Source organism: Duganella qianjiadongensis (assembly GCF_009857915.1).
In the GTDB taxonomy this organism is placed as follows: Bacteria; Pseudomonadota; Gammaproteobacteria; order Burkholderiales; family Burkholderiaceae_D; genus Rugamonas; species Rugamonas qianjiadongensis.
Window position 1 is genome coordinate 372,682 of sequence record NZ_WWCM01000003.1, and the last position, 19,100, is coordinate 391,781.

General features: G+C 61.9%; 12 protein-coding genes. 10 read left to right on the top strand and 2 right to left on the bottom strand.

Annotation, left to right across the window (positions count from 1 at the left end; genetic code table 11):
• The first annotated feature begins 9 nt into the window (after positions 1-9).
• A complete protein-coding gene (gene aroG, locus GTP27_RS07315; RefSeq protein ID WP_161038511.1) occupies positions 10-1,089 on the top strand; it encodes a 3-deoxy-7-phosphoheptulonate synthase AroG in 1,080 nt (359 codons plus the stop codon).
• Positions 1,090-1,224: 135 nt separating this feature from the next.
• Here aroG and GTP27_RS07320 read toward each other — a convergent pair whose 3' ends face one another.
• Together GTP27_RS07320 and GTP27_RS07325 are read right to left on the bottom strand one after the other, a co-directional pair.
• Positions 1,225-4,095, bottom strand: a complete 2,871-nt coding sequence (locus GTP27_RS07320; RefSeq protein ID WP_161038512.1) for a TonB-dependent receptor domain-containing protein — start codon at positions 4,093-4,095, stop codon at positions 1,225-1,227.
• 418 nt (positions 4,096-4,513) lie between these two features.
• Entirely contained in the window at positions 4,514-7,342 is a 2,829-nt protein-coding gene (locus GTP27_RS07325) for a TonB-dependent receptor domain-containing protein (protein WP_229633495.1), read from the bottom strand.
• A gap of 212 nt (positions 7,343-7,554) precedes the next feature.
• Between GTP27_RS07325 and GTP27_RS07330 the strand changes: the two genes are divergently transcribed.
• From GTP27_RS07330 to GTP27_RS07370, 9 genes are all read left to right on the top strand, one after another.
• The gene (locus tag GTP27_RS07330; RefSeq protein ID WP_161038514.1) at positions 7,555-7,713 is read left to right on the top strand and encodes a hypothetical protein; all 159 of its coding nucleotides are present in this window, start codon (positions 7,555-7,557) and stop codon (positions 7,711-7,713) included.
• A 166-nt stretch (positions 7,714-7,879) separates the two neighbouring features.
• Complete coding sequence (locus tag GTP27_RS07335) at positions 7,880-9,670, top strand: ABC transporter substrate-binding protein (protein WP_161038515.1); 1,791 nt, start codon at positions 7,880-7,882, stop codon at positions 9,668-9,670.
• Between the two features lie 38 nt (positions 9,671-9,708).
• On the top strand, positions 9,709-10,647 hold the full coding sequence (locus GTP27_RS07340) for an ABC transporter permease (protein ID WP_161038516.1): 939 nt from the start codon (positions 9,709-9,711) through the stop codon (positions 10,645-10,647).
• The gene (locus GTP27_RS07345) at positions 10,644-11,786 is read left to right on the top strand and encodes an ABC transporter permease (RefSeq protein WP_161038517.1); all 1,143 of its coding nucleotides are present in this window, start codon (positions 10,644-10,646) and stop codon (positions 11,784-11,786) included. The genes GTP27_RS07340 and GTP27_RS07345 overlap by 4 nt, the downstream gene beginning before the upstream one ends.
• Complete coding sequence (locus GTP27_RS07350) at positions 11,783-13,516, top strand: ABC transporter ATP-binding protein (protein ID WP_202416589.1); 1,734 nt, start codon at positions 11,783-11,785, stop codon at positions 13,514-13,516. The genes GTP27_RS07345 and GTP27_RS07350 overlap by 4 nt, the downstream gene beginning before the upstream one ends.
• A 39-nt stretch (positions 13,517-13,555) precedes the next feature.
• Positions 13,556-14,503, top strand: coding sequence for a VTT domain-containing protein (locus GTP27_RS07355; RefSeq protein ID WP_161038518.1), 948 nt, complete (start codon positions 13,556-13,558; stop codon positions 14,501-14,503).
• Between the two features lie 242 nt (positions 14,504-14,745).
• A complete protein-coding gene (locus GTP27_RS07360; RefSeq protein ID WP_161038519.1) occupies positions 14,746-15,771 on the top strand; it encodes a glucokinase in 1,026 nt (341 codons plus the stop codon).
• 257 nt (positions 15,772-16,028) lie between these two features.
• Complete coding sequence (scpB, locus tag GTP27_RS07365; RefSeq protein WP_161038520.1) at positions 16,029-16,805, top strand: SMC-Scp complex subunit ScpB; 777 nt, start codon at positions 16,029-16,031, stop codon at positions 16,803-16,805.
• On the top strand, positions 16,792-18,939 hold the full coding sequence (locus GTP27_RS07370; protein WP_161038521.1) for a pseudouridine synthase: 2,148 nt from the start codon (positions 16,792-16,794) through the stop codon (positions 18,937-18,939). Before scpB ends, GTP27_RS07370 begins: the two co-directional genes overlap by 14 nt.
• Positions 18,940-19,100 lie beyond the last annotated feature (161 nt).

Below are 19,100 nucleotides of genomic sequence, written 5' to 3' on the forward strand. Positions count from 1 at the left end.
GAGAACAGCATGCCACGTACCGACGACTTACGTATCCGCGAAATGAAGGAACTGACGCCACCGTCCCACCTGATTCGCGAGTTTGCGTGCACGGAAACGGCGGAACACACGGCGGCCAGCGCCCGCGTTGCGCTGCACCGCATTCTGCACGGTCAGGATGACCGTCTGATGGTGGTGATCGGTCCATGCTCTATCCACGACCCGAAAGCGGCGATGGAATATGCGCGCCGTCTGGCCCCGCTGCGGCAGGAACTGGGGGCCGATCTGGAAATCGTCATGCGCGTCTACTTCGAAAAACCGCGCACCACGGTGGGCTGGAAGGGCATGATCAACGACCCGTACATGGACAGCAGCTTCCGCATCAACGACGGCCTGCGCATGGCACGTGAACTGCTGCGCGACATCAATGAACTGGGCCTGCCGGCCGGTACCGAATATCTGGACGTGATCAGCCCGCAGTACATCGCTGACCTGATCAGCTGGGGCGCCATCGGTGCCCGTACCACCGAGTCGCAGGTGCACCGCGAACTGGCTTCCGGCCTGTCCTGTCCGGTGGGCTTCAAGAACGGCACGGACGGCAACGTCAAGATCGCCGTGGAAGCCATCAAGGCCGCCTCGCAGCCGCACCACTTCCTGTCCGTCACCAAGGGCGGCCATTCGGCCATCGTGTCGACCAACGGCAACGAAGACTGCCACATCATCCTGCGCGGCGGTAAAACCCCGAACTACGATGCGGCCAGCGTGGATGAAGCCTGCAAGGCTATCGCTGCCCAGGGGCTGGCGGCACGTCTGATGATCGATGCGTCGCACGCCAACAGTTCGAAGAAGCCGGAAAACCAGATTCCCGTCTGCGCCGATATCGCCCGTCAGGTGGCCGCTGGCGACCAGCGCATCATCGGTGTGATGGTGGAATCGCATCTGGTCGCCGGCCGTCAGGATTTGGTGCCGGGCAAGGAACTGGTGTATGGCCAGTCCGTGACCGACGGCTGCATCGACTGGGAGAGCAGCGTGCAGGTACTGCAGGAACTGGCCGCCGCCGTGCGCGCGCGCCGTCTGGCCACCATGGCTGCGGAAGCCGCTGCCAAGTAATACCAATACCCGCTAAAAAATCAGGGCCGCCATGCACAAGCTATGCATGGTGGCCCTTTTTTTATCTCCCCGTCTAAAACAGTCTAGTTCGCGCTAAAACAGTCTAGACGAGTCCAGTTTCCACTATTTCCACGTTCAGAATTTGTAGTTGGCCGTCAGGTAGAAGCTGCGGCCCAGCGGGTCGGCGTAGCGTCCGTCGTAGCCCACCTGATTGCCGCCGCCGGAGTTGCGGATGGAGAATGGCGGATCCTGATTCAGCAGGTTCTTGATGCCGGCCGTCAGGGTCAGGTTCTTCACGTAGTTGGCTTTCAGCTGGTAGTCCAGCGTGGTGTAGGAGCGCACGTCGCGTTCCATCGCCACCACGCCGCCTATGCTGCCGTCGGCATTCACTACCCGCACGGCAGCATCATCTTCCGTCAGCGGCTTGTCGTGATAGCCGCTGCGGTAGTTGACGGTCAGCGAGTTGCTCAGTTTGTCCGACGATTTGAGCGTGAACACCACTTTGGAAATGACGCGGAATACCACATCGTCATACGAGTTGAAGCGGCCTATGCTCTTTTCCACGCCCACGCCCGGAGTTTCCTGTTCGGCTTTCAGCATATAGGTACCGGTCCAGTTGATGCTGGCGCGGCCCAGCGGCGTATTGCTGCGCAAGGTGGTATCCCAGTCCAGCCCCTGGAAGTGCGAGGAGGCCAGATTCAGCGGTTTGCGGATCGCCACCAGCACGTTGCTCTTCTGGATAGGGTCGGCATACACGGCGATGTACTGGTTGGCCAGCACAGGGTTGGTGTACAGCTGGTCCTGCGAGAAGGTGCGGATCTGGTTTTTCAGTTTTACGTCCCACAGGTCCAGACCGAAGGACAGCATGCTGCTCGGCTCCAGACGGAAGCCCAGCGTGGCCTGCTTGGATTCTTCCGCTTTCAGCGCGCCCGCGCCGGTAGCCGGATTGCCCACGTCGAGCAGGCCGTATTCCGACGAGCCGGGACGGCAGTACACGGCGCGCGGGTCGGGCGACTTGACCGGGCAAGGGAAGGCATTCGACGAACCGGCATTTTTCAGCGGATCGGCGATGTTGTTCATGGTGGGCGCCTTGAAGCCGGTGCCGTAGGAGCCGCGCAGCAGCAGCTGCTGGGTAGGGGTGTAGCGCGCCGACAGCTTGTAGGTGGCTTTGGCCACGTCTTCGCCGACCTTGCCGGCCGGTGCCAGTTTGCCGTTGGAGTCGTAGCTGTCATTGTGCTTGTTGACGGCGTCGTAGCTGTCGTAGCGTACGGCGGTGGTAGCTTCGAAGTTGCTGGCGATCGGCATCAGCAGTTCGGCGAAAGCCCCCCAGTTGTTACGCGAGGCATCGAGTGCCTGGGCACCGGTGCCGCCACCGATCTCCACGTCGGTCCAGCCGGGATTGCCGGGGCCGGGACCCTGCGCGATCTTGGCCGGCGTATCGGTGAAGCTCTGTTTGGTGAAGTCGGCGCCCAGCCCCAGCGCCGCCGGACCGCCCGGCAGCGCAAACACTTCACGCGATGCATGGGCGCTGATCACGTCGATTTTCGATTTGGTGACATCGAGCTGCTGATGCAGCACGGCCGGCGCCAGCACGGCGGCGGCACCGTCGTTGGAGACAAACGGATTGTAGGCGCCGGTGCGCACCAGTTCTTCGAATTTGTCGCCGCTCATATAGCCGGCCAGCGCCTGGTCGGTCTGCTTGTTCTGCGAATGGGTGTAAGCCACGCCCATATCCCAGCCGGCATACGAGGTGTCGGCACCCAGCACGAAGTGGGCCGCATCGGTACGGTATTCGTCGGTACGGCCGCCGGCATCGGCGCCGCGGTAGTACAGCAGGGCGTCCGTCACGTCGGCCGGATTGACATTCTGCCCGGCCAGCAGGGGCACGATGGATTTATTGTAGGCGCCGATATAGTTCTGGTTGACCGTCTTCACGCCCGAGACAGGGTCGGTGCTGAACACGGTCAGCGGCTGGGCCGCCGGTGCATAGCGTGCCGTGTTGGTGAACTTGGACAGTACCAGTTCGCTGAACACGGTAGTGTCCTTATCCAGTTTCAGTTTGCCGGAAGCGAATATGCTGTCGCGTTTGAGTTCGGGCAGCAGCTGTACGGTACTGGCGTAATCGAAGCGGCAGGCGCCGCTGCGGGCAAAGGTATTGGGCTGGGTGCACGAACCTTTGTTGAGCAGGTCGGTATTGAGCACCACATCGTCATTGGCCGTGACCACTTCCACATTGGCCGGCGTGGAGTTGATACTGGTCTGCCAGGTGGCATATTGCTTGCCGTTCTGGCTGAACCGGTGTACGCCCGATCTGGCGAAATCGCGCTGCTTGGCGTTCAGTTCCTTCTGCTGATCGTGGCTATAGGCCAGCAGCACGTTGTAGCCATCGTTTTCCAGATCGCCCCAGCCTTTGGTGATGGAGATGTTGCTGCTGCGGCCACCGGATTTTTGCGGCGCGTCGAAGGTGCCTTCTATGCTCAGGTCCTGGCTGTTCTTTTTCAGGATGAAGTTGACCACGCCGGCAATCGCATCCGAGCCGTACAGGGTGGACGCGCCGTCGGTCAGTATCTCCACCCGGTCGACCGCGGACAGCGGGATGCTGGCCAGATTCACCGCGCTGCCCGTGCCATATGGCGCCATGCGGCGGCCGTTGAGCAGCACCAGCGTGTACTGGGTGCCGATGGCGTGGATGGAGGCGGTCTGTACGCCGTTGCCGCCGCCGTTGACCGAGGTGGAGGAGGTGATAAAGCCCTGCATGGACGGCAGCTGGGCCACCAGGTCGGCCACGTTGTTGGCGCCGCTCTGTTCGATGTCGGCGCGCGTCAGGGTCTGTACCGGCAGCGAACCTTCTTTGGCGATACGTTTAATCGACGAACCGGTGATTTCTACGCGCGCAATATTCTCCGGCTCGGCACTGGTCTGCGCCCATGCCGCCTGCATACCCAGCGCCAGACCAGCGGCGCAGATCAGGCGCACCGAACGCGCCATCACAGTCTCTACCATCATTGTCACTCTCCCAGTTGGATGAATCAAAGTCATGTCGTTTGAGAAGAAACGCGGGTTCTTCTCTTTTTCATCAGAGCATTCGCGGCAGAGCGCTGTCAATATGAAAACATTTCTGAAGCAATTTGATGGCGGGATGCTGCGCTTAGACAAGCGGGGTGACTTTACAGGCCAGAAAACGCACAAATTTGGCGCGGGCCTGACTTGGCGTTTTATAACATTGTATTTTTGCTAAAAAGAATTCAATCTTTGGCGCCGCTGTTGCATTTTTGCCTGGGCCGGTGCTGTCGCGTGGCTAAAGCGGCATAGCTTCGCGTCACTTCTACACCACACTTGCTGGCTGCTACCGGCGTAAAAAAGCCCGCCGGCTTGCGCGGGCGGGCCAGGCGAGAACCCGGGAGAACCCGGGCTCAGGCAGGCATTAGAACTTATAGTTACCAACCAGGTAGATCTGACGACCCAGCGGATCGGCATAGCGACCGTCGTAACCGGACTGGTTACCACCACCGGCGTTGCGGATGGTGAATGGCGGATCGATGTCAAACAGGTTTTTGACACCGGCAGTCAGCGTGAACTTCTTGCTGAAGGCCATTTTGGTCTGCCAGTCGATGGTGGTGTACGACGATACCTGACGCTTGAAGGCCACGGTTGCGCCCTGGCTGCCGTCGATATTGAGGACATTCACGACGCTGTCGTCTGCGGTGTACACCTGGTCGGTGTAGCCGGAGTGGTAGTTAGCCGTGATAGCGTGGGTGTACTTGTCGCTCACTTTCAACGAAGCGGTCAGCTTGGAAACCCAGCGGAAGGTCACGTCCGAGTAGGAGTTGAAACGACCGATGTTTTTCTCCAGACCGGTGCCCGGGGTTTCCTGTTCGGCTTTGGACATGAAGGTACCGGTCCATTGCACGTTCAGCTTACCGAAGGCAGTCGAAGTTTTGTAGGTGTGATCCCAGTCGATACCCTGATAGTGCGAGCTAGCCAGGTTGAACGGGGTCAGCGCAGCGGCCAGTACGTTCTGTTTCTGGATCGGGTCGTAGTAGCTGCGCAGCAGGCTGTCGTAGACCTTAGGATTGTTGAATACCACATCTTCCGACAGGGTCTGGATCTGGTTGGTCAGTTTCACATCCCACAGATCGAAGCCGATCGACAGCGATGGGATAGGTTCCAGACGGAAGCCCAGAGTGAACTGTTTCGACTCTTCCGGTTTCAGCGCGCCGGCGCCGGTGGCAGCATTACCGCCAGTCAGCAGGTTGTATTCCGACGAACCCGGGTTGCACAGCGGGAAGCGCGGATCGGTGGTCGAAGTGATCGGGCAGGCGTGGAACTGCGACGAACCGCCGTTTACCAGTGGCTTGACGATGTTGGTCAGCGTCGGAGCCTTGAAGCCGGTGCCGTAGGAACCGCGGACCAGCAGCGAATCCATCGGATTCCAGCGCAGCGCCAGTTTGTAGGTGGCTTTGCTGGCCGATTCACCCTGTTTGCCCGAAGCCACCAGATTGCCGGCGGTGTCGAAGTTCTTGTCGTTGGTCACGGCGCTGAAATCGTCGTAACGGGTCGACATGGTCAGGTCCATGCGCTTGGCCAGTGGCAGCAGCAGCTCGGCATAGGTACCCCAGTTGGTACGGTGGGCGTCGATCGGCAGCGCGCCGGCACCACCACCGACGATGGCGTCGGTGAAGTTAGGCTGCTGTACGTTCTGGCCTTGCGAGTAGGCGTCCGGTGCTTCCGAGTACTTCTGTTTGGTGTAGTCGGCACCTACAGCCAGCTGGGCTACGCCGGCTGGCATGTTGAACAGCTCGGTCGAACCGCTGACCTGAAACATATCGATCTTCGATTTGGTTTCGCTGAACTGGTTGTGCAGTACCGCTGGTGCCAGCACGTCTTTCGAATTGCCCGGCGATGCGAACGGGTCGAACTTGCCGGCGCTAACCAGCGCGTCGAAGGCGTTCAGGCTCATGTAGCCGCCAGCTGCCGTATCGGTCTGGGTGTTTTCCGAGTGGGTGTAGGCTGCGCGGTAGTCGATGCCTTTGAACGAGCCGTCGACGCCGAAGGCCAGATGGCGCGCTTCGGTCTGGTAGGTGTCGGCACGGCCGCCGGCATCTGCCAGACGCAGGTTCATGGTGACGCTGGTCACCGAGTTAGGGTCGATGCCCAGACGCGACAGGTATGGCAGGATGGATTTCTTGTACAGGGCGCTGCCGACCGGAATACCCAGCGGCTGGGCGGGCGGCGCGTACTGTGCGGTGTTGCTGAACGACGAGGCCAGCGCTTCGGCGAAGAAGTTGGTGTCTTTGTTCAGTTTCAGGTTCAGCGAGCCGAAGCCGGAATTGCGTTTCAGGCCAGGCACGTCTTCCACGGTGGCGGCGTAGTCGAACAGGCAGCGGTTGCCCACGTTGAACAGGTTAGGGCCGTTGCACTTGCCGGTAGCGAGGAAGTCAGGGCCGAACGATTTGCTGGTGGCCACGCCGGCAGCATTCTTGTATTTCACCGTGGCGTTGCCCGGAATCGAGTTCGAGCTCAGCTGGTACAGATTGTACTGTTTGCCATTGTCCCAGAACGGAATCACGCCGCTCTTGGAGAAGCTGCGCTCGCTGGCGAACATGGCTTTGCTTTCGTCGTGCGAACCGGACAGCAGAATGTTGTAGCCGTCAGTTTCCAGATCGCCCCAGCCTTTGGAGATGGCGATGTTGCTGCTCGAACCCGAGCTGCTCTTCTGTGGCGTGTTGTAAGTGCCTTCGATGATGGTGTCGGTCTGGTTTTTCTTCAGGATGAAGTTGACCACGCCGGCAATCGCGTCCGAGCCGTACAGGGTGTTGGCGCCGTCGGTCAGAATCTCGACGCGCTCTACGGCAGCCAGCGGAATGCTGGCCAGATTGACGGTCGAACCCGAGGTGGCCGGGGCCAGACGGCGGCCGTTCAGCAGCACCAGAGTGTAGCCTTCGCCGATGGCGTGGATCGAGGCCGTCTGCAGACCGCCGCCGCCGCCGTTGACCGACATCGACGAGGTGGTGAAGCCCTGCATCGAAGGCAGCGAAGCGACCAGATCGGCCACGGTGGTGGCGCCGCTCTGTTCGATCTGCAGTTTCGACAGGGTCTGCACCGGCAGTGCACCTTCAGCGCTGATGCGCTTGATGCTGGAACCGGTAATTTCTACACGCTGGACAGGCGCGTCCGCGCTGGTCTGTGCGACCGCTGCGTGCATGCCGAAGGCCAGGCCACTGGCGCAAATCAGGCGTACAGAGCGGGACAATACAGTTTCAACCATCATTATTTATGCTCCCAATTTAAAACGTACTACACGGGTGTGAATGTGTTTTTTTATGTCGGTGGGTTAAGCACCTAGCGGCGAAAAAGCAGACTGCCTGTTTCGTCCATAGCTCATCTGAACAGCCGCCCGTAGGGCTGTCAATGCAACTACTTGCACGGAGATAGCAAGAAAATATCATTGATTCTTGAGCAATAATGAGCACAAAAATGGTGAAAAATCGCTCTAATTTGGTGCGCCACCCCTACTTGCCTCGCGAAAGATTGAGTGAAAGTCAAATAGGTGAGGAAAATATGGTGATTGGCGTCAACGATGCGCCAATTTGGTGCAATGGCGAATTTGTGATGCAAATGTAAAGTTATTCCGAGTGTGACTTTTACGCGACAGTCAAAATTCCCTTAGGAAACAGCATGCCGTCGCCGTTTGATGCACTACCAGCAAGGCCACTGCAAACAGATGCTGTCTGTCCGCACTAAAGTGCGGTATCGTTCCTGCACCTGTTCGTGTTGTCTGAGGAGAAGAATGCTGGGTATTCGTCAGCTCGCCTGTATTGCTGCCGTGCTGGCCTGCGGCTGGGCGGGCGGCGCGCTGGCCGAGCCGGTGAAGACACTGCGCTACATCCTGCCGGCGGCCGAAGCCAGCCTGGACCCTGTGCAGGGGCGCGACCTGTACACGGGGCATATCACCGAAGCCATCTTCGAAACCCTGTACACCTATGACTATCTGGCCCGGCCCGTACGGCTGGTGGCGCAGACGGCGGCGGCCCTGCCGCAAGTCTCGGCCGATGGCCTGAGCGTGCTGATCCGCCTCAAGCCCGGTATCTATTTCACGCCGGACCCTGCGTTCGGCGGCCAGCGGCGCGAACTGACGGTGGCCGACTATATTTATTCATGGAAACGGCTGTTCGATCCGCAACTGGCCTCGCCCAATAGCTGGCTGCTGGAAGGGCGCATCGCCGGACTTGATGCGCTGGCAGCCGCGGCCAGGCAGCGTGGCCGCATGGATTACGCTGCGCCCGTGGCCGGCTTCGAGGCACTGGACCGCTATACCTTGCGCCTGCATCTGACCCGGCCCGACCCCAGCCTGGGCATGATCCTCGCCTATGAACCGCTGGCTGCCGTGGCGCGCGAAGTGGTGCAGCGTTACGCCGATGCCAGAGGGGAAGTGGCCAGCCATCCGGTGGGGACGGGCGCCTATCAGCTGGGGCGCTGGGTGCGCGGCAGCCGCATCGTGCTCGATGCCAACCCCGGCTATCGCGAGGAACGCTGGGATTTCGCTGCCAGTGCCGAGGGCAGCGCCGCCGACGCCCGTATCGTGCGCCAGATGCAGGGCAAGAAGATTCCGCAGATCCGCCGCATCGACATCAGCGTGCAGCTGGAAGACCAGTCGCGCTGGCTCTCGTTTACCAGCGGCGCGGCCGATCTGTTCTGGCTGGACGGGCCGCTGGCGCCGCGCGCCATCCGCAACGGCCAGCTGCGTGCGGAACTGGTGGCGCAGGGCATACAGCTGCAGCGCATCGTCGATCCCGTGCTGAGCTATTACTACTGGAATATGCAGGACCCTGTGGTGGGCGGGCTGAGCAAGGAGAAAATTGCGCTGCGTCGCGCCATCGCCATGGCCCATGACGTCGACGAAGAAATCCGTCTGCTACTTAATGGCGAGGCGGAACGGCTGGCCATGCCGGTGCCGCCCGGCGTGGCGGGCCATGATCCGGCCTATCGCAGCCTGCTGCAATATGATCCCGTGCTGGCCAATCGCCTGCTCGACCGCTATGGCTACCGCAAGGGCGCCGATGGCTGGCGCACTCTGCCCGATGGCAAGCCGCTGCTGATACGCTACACTTCGCGCAGCGAGGCGGCCGGCCTGCAGATGGCCGAGCTATGGCGCAAAACCTATACCCGGCTGGGCATACGCATGGAAAGCCAGCGCATGGTGTTCAGCGACATACAGCAGGCGGAACAGCTATGCCAGCTGCAGAGCCGTACCTACCAGTGGATGGCCGACTATCCCGATGGCGATAACTTCATGCAGCTGTTCTACGGTAAGAACATCCACCAGAATAACAATGGCTGCTATCAGGATGCACAGTATGATCGCTGGTTCGAGGCCAGCCGTGCGCTGCCGCCGGGGCCGCAGCGCGATGCCCTGTACCGCCAGATGGCGCGCTTGCTGGAAGTGCAGGCCGTCGCCATGCCGGCCTACACGCGCTATCGCAGCATGCTGGCGCAACCGGCCGTGCTCGGGTATAAACGTCATCCCATCCTGCATCAGGAATGGAAATATCTCGATATCGAGCGCAAGGACAGTCTATGAGGGTAGCGCAATGTGGGTGACGGAATAATGGTGGCACTATGCTGGCCTATATAGTCAGGCGTCTGGCGCAGATGCTGCCCACCATGCTGGGCGTGGTGCTGTTGCTGTTCGTGCTATTCAACTGGGTGGGCGGCGATCCGGCCTATCTGCTGGCCGGCAAAATGGCCAACGCCGAAAGCATCGCCAATATCCGCCGCCAGCTCGGGGTGGACCAGCCCTACTGGGTACAGCTGGCCATCTTCCTGCGCCAGATCGCCACGCTGGATTTCGGCCTGAGCTGGGCCACGGGCGAACCGGTGGGGCAGATCATCGCTACCCGGCTGGGGCCATCGCTGACTGTGCTGCTGCCTCTGACGCTGCTGGAGACGGCGCTCGGCATCGCGCTGGCGCTGGCCATCGCTTTTGTGCGCGGCTCGCTGACGGACCGGCTGGTGATGGTGGCCTGCACGGTCGGCATGTCGGTCAGCATACTGGTCTACATCATCGTGTTGCAGTACCAGCTGGCTTACCGTCTCGGGCTGTTTCCGGTGCAGGGCTGGGGCGAGCATGCGGGGGAAAATCTGCTGCGCTATGCCAGCCTGCCCATCCTGATCGGGCTGGCCGTGGCTATCGCCCCCACGCTGCGCCTGTACCGCAGTTTCGTGCTCGACGAAGTGGGGCAGGACTATGTGCGCACCGCCCGCGCCAAAGGGCTGGGCGAAGCCCGCGTGATGTGGCTGCATGTGCTGCGCAATGCCGCCATCCCCATCCTCACCCATGTCATGGCCAGTCTGCCCTCGCTGCTGATCGGCGCGTTTCTGCTGGAGCGCTTCTTCGGCATCCCCGGCATAGGGCGCGAGGTGATACTGGCAGTCGAGCGCAGCGACTTCCCCGTTATCAAAGCCATTACCGTGTATGTGGCGCTGGCCACCATGCTGGTGAATCTGCTGACGGACCTGCTATATCAGGCGCTCGATCCGCGGGTGCGGCTGTCATGACGGCGCAGCATTCTCCGGGCCTGTGGCAGCTGGCATGGCGCCGCCTGCGCGCAGACAGGTGGGCCATGACTGCACTGGCCGTGGTGCTGGCGTTTCTGCTGACCCTGCTGCTGTCTGCTAGCGGCCTGATAGTGGCGGACTGGGAGCAGGAAGTGGCAGTCAGTTTTGCGCCGCCCGGCTGGTCTGGCGCAGCAGCAGCCGGCAGTGCCGCGCCAGCTGCCGCTAGTACGCTACGCGGCGACGCTGCAGTCCTGCGCGTCAATCCGTTTGACCCGCTGGCAGATGATCTGCGGGCCCTGCGAAGCGAGCTGGGGCGACAGGACGCTGCGGCCAGCCTGCCCATGTACGGCGTGACCGATCCGCTGGCGGACGATCTGGCGCAACTGCGTGCCGCCCATGGCACGGGTGCCACGAGCGGCGTGGCAGGCCCTGCTGCCGGCGCCACCGGCGCACGCCTGGCCACGCTACCTTTCGGGGCCGACAAATGGGGCCACGATGTGCTGAAAAAAACCGTCAAAGGCGGCGAGACATCGGTAGTGGTGGGGCTGGTGGCCGCCTTGCTGGCAGTGGCGCTGGGCACGCTGCTGGGCGCGCTGGCCGGCTACTGGGGCGGTGTGGTCGATGCGCTGCTCAATGGCCTCTACAATATTTTCACTGCCATTCCTTCCGTGCTGATGATACTGGCCGTGGCCGCCGTGCTGCAGCAGAAGGGCGTGCTGACCATCGTGCTGATACTGGGGCTGACCGGCTGGACTGGCCCCTATCGCCTGATCCGCGCCGAATATCTCAAGCACAAGGGGCGCGAATATGTGCTGGCCGCCGATGCTATCGGCGCCAGCCACTGGCGCAAGATGTTCGTGCACATCTTCCCCAACGTGAGCCATGTGGCGCTGGTGCAGCTGTCGATCCTGGTGGTGGGCTTCATCAAGGCGGAAGTGGTGCTGAGCTTCCTCGGTTTTGGCGTGCCGGTCGGCGTGGTGTCATGGGGCAGCATGCTCAATGAAGCGCAGAACGAACTGATACTGGGCCGCTGGTGGCAGCTGACGGCAGCGGCGCTGGCCATGGCCGTGCTGGTGACGGCGTTTTCCCTGCTCACGGATGCTCTGCGTGATGCGCTCGACCCCAGGGTGAAATTTTGAGTGCGCCAGCAATAGCGCAGGGCGCGCCGCTGCTGGAGATCCGTGATCTGCGGGTGAGCTTCCGCACGGACGGCACACACTTGGCCGAGGTAGTGCATGGCGTGTCCTTCAGCGTGGCGCCACGCAGCACGGTGGCGCTGGTGGGCGAATCGGGTAGCGGCAAATCCGTCAGCGCGCTGGCCGTCATGGGCTTGCTGCCGCCGGAGAGCACCGCTATCGGCAGCGGCAGCAGCATACGCTTCGATGGCCGTGAACTGCTGGCGCTGGACAGGTCGGCGCGGCGTGCGTTATGCGGCCGCCAGATCGCGATGATCTTTCAGGATCCCATGTCCTCGCTCAATCCGGTGCTGACGGTGGGCACGCAGATCGGCGAGGTGCTGCGTCTGCATCTGGGCATGCGCCGCGCGCAGGCGCGCCAGCGCACGCTCGAATTGCTGGAGGAGGTGGGCATTGCCGATGCGGCGCACAAGATCGATAGCTATCCGGGCCAGATGTCGGGCGGCCAGCAGCAGCGCGTGATGATCGCCATGGCCATAGCCTGCGAACCGCGCCTGCTGATCGCCGACGAGCCTACCACGGCGCTCGACGTCACCATACAGCAGCAGATCATCGAACTGCTGGCCCGCCTGCAGCAGCGCCGCGAGATGGCGGTGCTGTTCATCACCCACGATCTGGGGCTGGTGGGACAGATTGCGGACGAGGTAGTGGTGATGCGTCACGGCCATGTGCGCGAAACGGGACCGGCGCTGGACGTGCTGCAGCAGCCGCAGGACCAGTACACCCGTGCCTTGCTGCACTGCCGCCCTGTGCCGGGGGAGCGCCCGGCGCGCCTGCCTGTCATCAGCGACCAGCTGTTAAGTGATGAACTGGCGCGCCCGCTTGCGCCTGCGCTGGCTGTCGTGCCGCCACACCGCGACGCCCTTGCGCAGCATGCGCCGCCGCTGCTGGTGGTGAACCATCTGAGCAAGCATTACCAGATCCGTGAACGCTGGTGGCGCCAGCGCGAATTCCGCGCGGTCGATGACGTGTCGTTCACGCTGGCGCGCGGCCAGACCTTAGGCGTGGTGGGCGAGTCGGGCAGCGGCAAGACCACGCTGGGCCTGATGCTGCTACGCCTGCTGCCAGCATCGGGCGGCAGCGTGCAGTTCGACGGACGCGATCTGCTGGCCATGCCCGCGCGCGAATTCCAGGCCTACCGGCGCCGCATCCAGATCGTATTCCAGAATCCGTATGCCTCGCTCAACCCCCGCTTTACGGTTGCGCAGATACTACTGGAACCGCTGCGCATCCACGCCATCGGCCAGAACGACGCGCAGCGTCTGGCCGTGGCAGCACAGCTGCTGGATAAGGTAGGTTTGCCCGCCAGCGCGCTGCAGCGCTATCCGCACGAATTTTCCGGCGGCCAGCGGCAGCGCATCGCCATTGCCCGCTGTCTGACCCTGCAGCCGGAGATACTGGTGTGCGACGAATCCGTTTCGGCACTCGATGTGTCGGTGCAGGCGCAGGTACTGAATCTGCTCAAGGACCTGCAGCAGGAGCTGGGCCTGTCCTATCTGTTCATCTCGCACGATCTGGCGGTAGTGCAGTACATGTCCGATCAGGTGATGGTCATGCAGCAGGGCAGAGTGGTGGAAACGGCGCCAGCGGACCAGCTATACCGCCAGCCGCAGCATGCCTATACGCGCGCGCTGCTGGCAGCCATTCCCGGCTACCATCACCGGCCGGCATGAGGCGGAACGGCCAGCGCGAAATTAGGCTAAGATAACCGGATGGCCAATCTCATACTTCTCTTGCAGGAATACGGCGTACTGATCGTGTTCGGCGTGGTACTCGTCGAGCAGATCGGCCTGCCCATACCCGCCTTCCCCATCCTGATCGTGGCGGGCGCCTTCGCCGTGGACGGCGGCATCAGCTGGCCTGCGGCGCTGGCGGTCAGCCTGCTGGCCTGCCTGATCAGCGACTATTTCTGGTTCCGCGCGGGGCGCTACTTCGGCAAGCGCATTCTGCGCCTGCTGTGCCAGATTTCGCTCTCGCCCGACTACTGTGTCAGTCAGACCGAAGATAACTTCAACCGCTGGGGCCCGAAGGCGCTGGTGGTAGCCAAATTCATTCCCGGCTTCAATACCATCGCACCGCCGCTGGCGGGCGCGCTAGGCACCTCGAATGCCACTTTTCTCGGCTTTAGCGTGGCCGGTGCGCTGCTGTGGAGCGGCAGCGGCATCGCGCTGGGCGCCGCCTTCCACACCCAGATCGATCAGGTGCTGGACATCCTCAACACCATGGGTTCCACCGCGCTGATGGTGCTGGGCGCGCTGCTGCTACTGTTCATCGTCTATAAATATGTGGAGCGCCGCCGTTTCCGCCAGACGGTGGATATCGAACGGCTCAGCATCGAGGAACTGAAACGCCTGCTGGCCCAGGGCCCTCAGCCCGTGCTGGTGGATGCGCGCAGCGTAACGGCGCAGATGCTGGACCCTGCCGTGCCGGGCGCGCTGGCCTACAGCGGCGGCGAGCCTATCCCCGAACTGGCCGCGCTGGATAAAGATCATCCCATCATCGTCTACTGCAGCTGCCCCAACGATGTGACAGCGGCGCAGGTCGCCAAGCATCTGGTCAGCCACGGCTTCCACCGGGCCCGTCCTCTGCATGGCGGTCTGGAGGCGTGGAAAGCCGAGTTCGGCAACAGCACGACACAGGCCCAGGCTGCTGCGCATTAGCCTGCCGCAGCTGCGCTTGCCCATGCATACCCGCGTTTCGTTCGCGGGTATTTTTTTTGCCGTAAGATATTTCTTCTTGGAAATAACGGCCTAAATGAAGTAGTAGTCATACTACGTAAAAAATATCCCGGATCGTGGTCTTATGTGGCGTGAAGTGGTTATGTGTACTAAAACTACAAAGAATTCTTGCGTCTTACTAGCAAAATACTTTAAGCTTAGGGATCAACTCATTTCGATCTATCATGACAGCTCAGTCCCTACAAACGTCTCCCACCCCGACCACTGCGACTGCCCGTGGTCCGCGTCTGCTGGCGGACATCGGCGGTACCAATGCGCGCTTTGCGCTGGAAACGGCTGCGGGCAAGATAGAAGCGATCGAAGTGCTGGCGTGCGCTGCATACCCGACCCTGGCCGCCGCCCTGGTCGCGTATCTGGCCACGCCTGCCGTTGTAGCCACCGGCGTGGCCGGCATCCGCCACGGCGCCATTGCCATTGCCAATCCGGTCACGGGCGACATGGTACGCATGACCAACCACCACTGGGAATTTTCCATCGAGGCCCTGCGCCGCGAAGTGAATTTCGAAACGTTGGTGGTGGTGAACGACTTCACCGCGCTGGCCCGTTCGCTGCCGCAGCTGTCGATCGAGCAGAAGCATCAGGTCGGCGGCGGGGTGGCGGTCGAAGGTGCGCCGCTGGGGCTGGTGGGGGCGGGTACCGGCCTCGGTGTTTCCGGTCTGATTCCGGGCAAGGACGGCTGGACTGCCCTGCTCAGCGAAGGCGGCCACGTCACTTTTGCCCCGGCCAATCCGCTGGAAGTGGCTATTCTGCAGTATGCATGGACTGAATTCGAACACGTTTCGGCCGAACGCCTGATCTCCGGCGTAGGCATAGAACTGATCTACCGCGCGCTGGCGCACCACACCGATATGCCGGCGGAACCGCTGGCCGCAGCCGAGATTTCGCGCCGCGCACTGGCTGGCGAATGCACGCTGTGCGACGAAACCATCGAGGCTTTCTGCTGCATGCTGGGCACCATCGCCGCCAATCTGGCCATTACGCTGGGTGCGCAGGGCGGTATCTATATAGGCGGCGGCATTGTGCCGAAACTGGGGGCGCGCTTCGAGCGCTCCGGTTTCCGCGCCCGTTTCGAAGCCAAAGGCCGTTTCAGCAGCTATCTGGCACAGGTGCCAACCTGGGTAATCACGGCGGAATATCCGGCATTTGTTGGTGTTTCGGCAATTCTGGCAGAGAAACTCGCCAACGCCTGAGGCGTTGCCACTCCCTGCAACCGATATTTCGCAACTACGACATGCGCGTAGCGGCGTTTTATCAGGTACAATTCAACAATCTGTCAGAAATACTGATATTGGTATCCACTGGCATGTCCCTCTGTCCCACCCGGCGCTAGACGCGGGTGTCGGAAAAACAGCTTCAGCGAGTATTCCAGCCGGTAGCGTTGCGTTACCCCGCCTCACTGAATGTGATTGATTTCTTTCTTGCATGAAAATGCAACCACAATATAGCTATGGATACAGCTGAGGCTAAACGAGTCCTCGAAACGGCTTTGCTATGCGCCCAGGAGCCCTTGTCGATCCACAGTTTGAAAAAACTGTATGTCGAACTTGATGACCAGGGGCGGCCACGTGGTCCCGGTATCGGGGCGGACACAATCAAGGAAATGCTGGAGGAAATACGGCAGGACTGGAACGGCCGCGGTATTGAGGTGGTCAGTCTTGCGACAGGATGGCGCTTCCAGAGCCGTCCGGAAATGCGTTTGTATCTGGATAGACTGAATCCGGAAAAACCGCCTAAATACACGCGGGCAACGCTGGAGACGCTGGCCATTATTGCCTACCGCCAGCCGGTAACGCGTGGCGACATCGAGGAAATTCGCGGTGTGGCCGTCAACTCGCAGACCATCAAGATGCTGGAAGACCGTGGCTGGGTGGATGCGGTGGGTTACCGTGATGTCGTGGGGCGGCCAGCTTTGCTGGGCACCACCAAGCAGTTTCTTGATGATCTGGGATTAAATTCGCTGTCCCAGCTGCCACCTTTGCAGCAAATCAGCGAACAGCAGGGTAATGGTCCGGATCTGGCAGCACTGGAAGCGGCCCTGCAGGATAACTTTGATAAAGCGGCGCAGAGCGCCGTAGCAGCCGATGGCAGCGCAGGTGCGGAAGCGGCAGAGCAGGACGCTGCAGCCGAGCACCGGCAGCCTGACCTCGATGTAACGACACATTCTGCGCCCGATGTAACGGTTGACGCTGAGCACAACCCAGAAACGAATAATGAACAAACCTAATTCTCCAGAGACAGTCCAAGACCTCGCGCCGGCCGTTGCCGCCGCCAAGCCTAAACGCCGCACCAAGGCGCAGATCGAAGCCGATGCGGCTGCCGCTGCGGCAGCGGGCGAAGCGCCTGCTGCCAAGCCGCGCCGCGCTACCAAAGCCAAGGCCGACGCGAGCCCGGTTGTAGTGGCCGATGCAGGCAGCGTAGCGGCAAGCGCAGTGGCTGCTCCGGTGAAGAAAACCCGTGCCAAAGCCGCTGTCGTGGCGGCAGAAGGTGCTGAAGCAGCACCGGCCAAGGCGCCGCGTGCACGCAAACCATCGGCCAAGGCCGCTGCGGCGGCGTCCGCCGACGCGCCAGCGCTTGTTGCTGCCGCTGCACCTGCGGCATCGGTTGCCGCCGCCGCAGAGAGCGGCGTTGCGGGTGGTGCCGAAGCCGCACCCGCTGGCCGTGGCCCGCGTGCGCCGCGCGGCCCGCGCCAGATGCGCGAGCAGCGTGCTGCCCGTCAGGCCCAGCAGGCGCAGGTGCAGGCCGAAAAAGTTCAGGCCGAAGGCGGCGAGGCAGTGGCCGAAGTTGCTGCAGCCGTAGCCCCAGTGGCAACGCCCGCCAAGGACGGCGGCAAGCCACGCCATGAGCGCGGCGAGCGCAATGACCGTAACAACAACAACCGTAATGGCCGTAAGGGCAAGCACGGCAAGCAGCGCGGCCAGCAAGGCGCTGGCGCCAAGGCCAATGATGCCGACGCAGCCTTCTCCTATGTGACCTCGGACGCTTTCGATAGCGACGAGCCAGTCAAAGGCCGCCAGCAGCCCAAGGCCGTGCGGCGTGATCTGACGGCAGACGACGATGCGCCCAAACTGCACAAAGTGCTGGCCGAAGCCGGTCTGGGTTCGCGCCGCGACATGGAAGAACTGATTGTGGCGGGCCGCGTGTCCGTCAATGGCGAGCCTGCTCACATCGGCCAGCGCATCCTGCCGACCGACGCCGTGCGTCTGAACGGCAAGCTGATCCAGCGCCGCGTGAGCAAAAAGCCGCCGCGCGTGCTGATTTACCACAAGCCGGCCGGTGAAATCGTCTCGATGGACGATCCGGAAGGCCGTCCATCCGTGTTCGACCGCCTGCCCACCATGAAGGCCGGTAAATGGCTGGCCGTGGGCCGTCTGGACTTTAATACCGAAGGTCTGCTGCTGTTTACTACTTCCGGTGATCTGGCCAACCGCCTGATGCACCCGCGCTACGCGATCGACCGTGAGTACGCCGTGCGTACGCTGGGCGTGCTGGAAGAGGGCATGCGCCAGAAGCTGCTGGCCGGCGTCGAGCTGGAAGATGGTCTGGCCCAGTTCTCCAAAATCGCTGACGGTGGCGGCGAAGGCATCAACAAATGGTACCGCGTGATCATCGGCGAAGGCCGTAACCGCGAAGTGCGCCGTATGTTCGAAGCCATCGGTCTGACCGTGTCGCGTCTGATCCGTACCCGCTACGGCGCCATGACTCTGCCAAGCAGCCTGAAACGCGGTCGCTGGGAAGAACTGGAAGAAAACGCCGTGCGCGCCATGATGACGGCCTATGGCGTCGAGAAAAAGAGCGGCGATGCGCCAGTTGCCGCTGGTCCGCGTGGCAAAGGCCCTAAACCAGCCCAGAACAAAGGTCCGGAGCAGCGTCCGCAGCGCGGCCGTGGCGCCGAGCGCGATGATCTGGACGATGATTACGACGATGAAGACGAGCCTAACTTCAATCGCGCCGACCTGAGTAACGCTAACGCGCTGCCATTCGCCAAGCCGGCCCGTTCCGGTGCTCGTGGCCAGGGTGGTCGTGGCAACGGCAACGGCAATGGCCGTGCTGGCCAGAGCTCGGGCCGTCCCGGTGGCCGTCCGCAGGGTATCGGCGCCTACGCCGGTGGCCGTCCGCTGGGCGAAGCACCGGGGCCGCGTGCGCAAGGTCAAGGCCGTGCCCAGGGGCAGGGCGGTGCTAATGGTGGTAATGGTGGTAATGGTGGCGGTAAGGGTAGCAAAGGCGGCAATAAAGGCCCGCGTCAGCCCGATCCGCTGCAAACCACCTTCGGTTTTGCTAACGCCGGCGCGCCGCGCCGTGGCCAGCAGCCGCGTGGCGGCGCCAGCGACCATGGTATGCCGCGCCGTCGCAAAGGCTGATCCCGGGTCCGCCGGAACGGGCGTAAAACCCGCTCCGGCACGGCCAGATGCCGCTTGTAACGCATACACGCCCGATTTTGCACGGTAGCCGTTATTGCGGTGCAGTGCAGATCAGGTTATAATGAGCAGCCTAATAAAAGTTCGTTGCAGTGCATCCTGTA

Bases quoted from the DNA above. Each gene is read 5' to 3' on its own strand.
- aroG (WP_161038511.1), top strand. From the start codon at position 10: ATGCCACGTACCGACGACTTACGTATCCGCGAAATGAAGGAACTGACG.
- GTP27_RS07320 (WP_161038512.1), bottom strand. From the start codon at position 4,095: ATGATGGTAGAGACTGTGATGGCGCGTTCGGTGCGCCTGATCTGCGCC.
- GTP27_RS07330 (WP_161038514.1), top strand. From the start codon at position 7,555: ATGAGCACAAAAATGGTGAAAAATCGCTCTAATTTGGTGCGCCACCCC.
- GTP27_RS07335 (WP_161038515.1), top strand. From the start codon at position 7,880: ATGCTGGGTATTCGTCAGCTCGCCTGTATTGCTGCCGTGCTGGCCTGC.
- GTP27_RS07340 (WP_161038516.1), top strand. From the start codon at position 9,709: ATGCTGGCCTATATAGTCAGGCGTCTGGCGCAGATGCTGCCCACCATG.
- GTP27_RS07345 (WP_161038517.1), top strand. From the start codon at position 10,644: ATGACGGCGCAGCATTCTCCGGGCCTGTGGCAGCTGGCATGGCGCCGC.
- GTP27_RS07355 (WP_161038518.1), top strand. From the start codon at position 13,556: ATGGCCAATCTCATACTTCTCTTGCAGGAATACGGCGTACTGATCGTG.
- GTP27_RS07360 (WP_161038519.1), top strand. From the start codon at position 14,746: ATGACAGCTCAGTCCCTACAAACGTCTCCCACCCCGACCACTGCGACT.
- scpB (WP_161038520.1), top strand. From the start codon at position 16,029: ATGGATACAGCTGAGGCTAAACGAGTCCTCGAAACGGCTTTGCTATGC.
- GTP27_RS07370 (WP_161038521.1), top strand. From the start codon at position 16,792: ATGAACAAACCTAATTCTCCAGAGACAGTCCAAGACCTCGCGCCGGCC.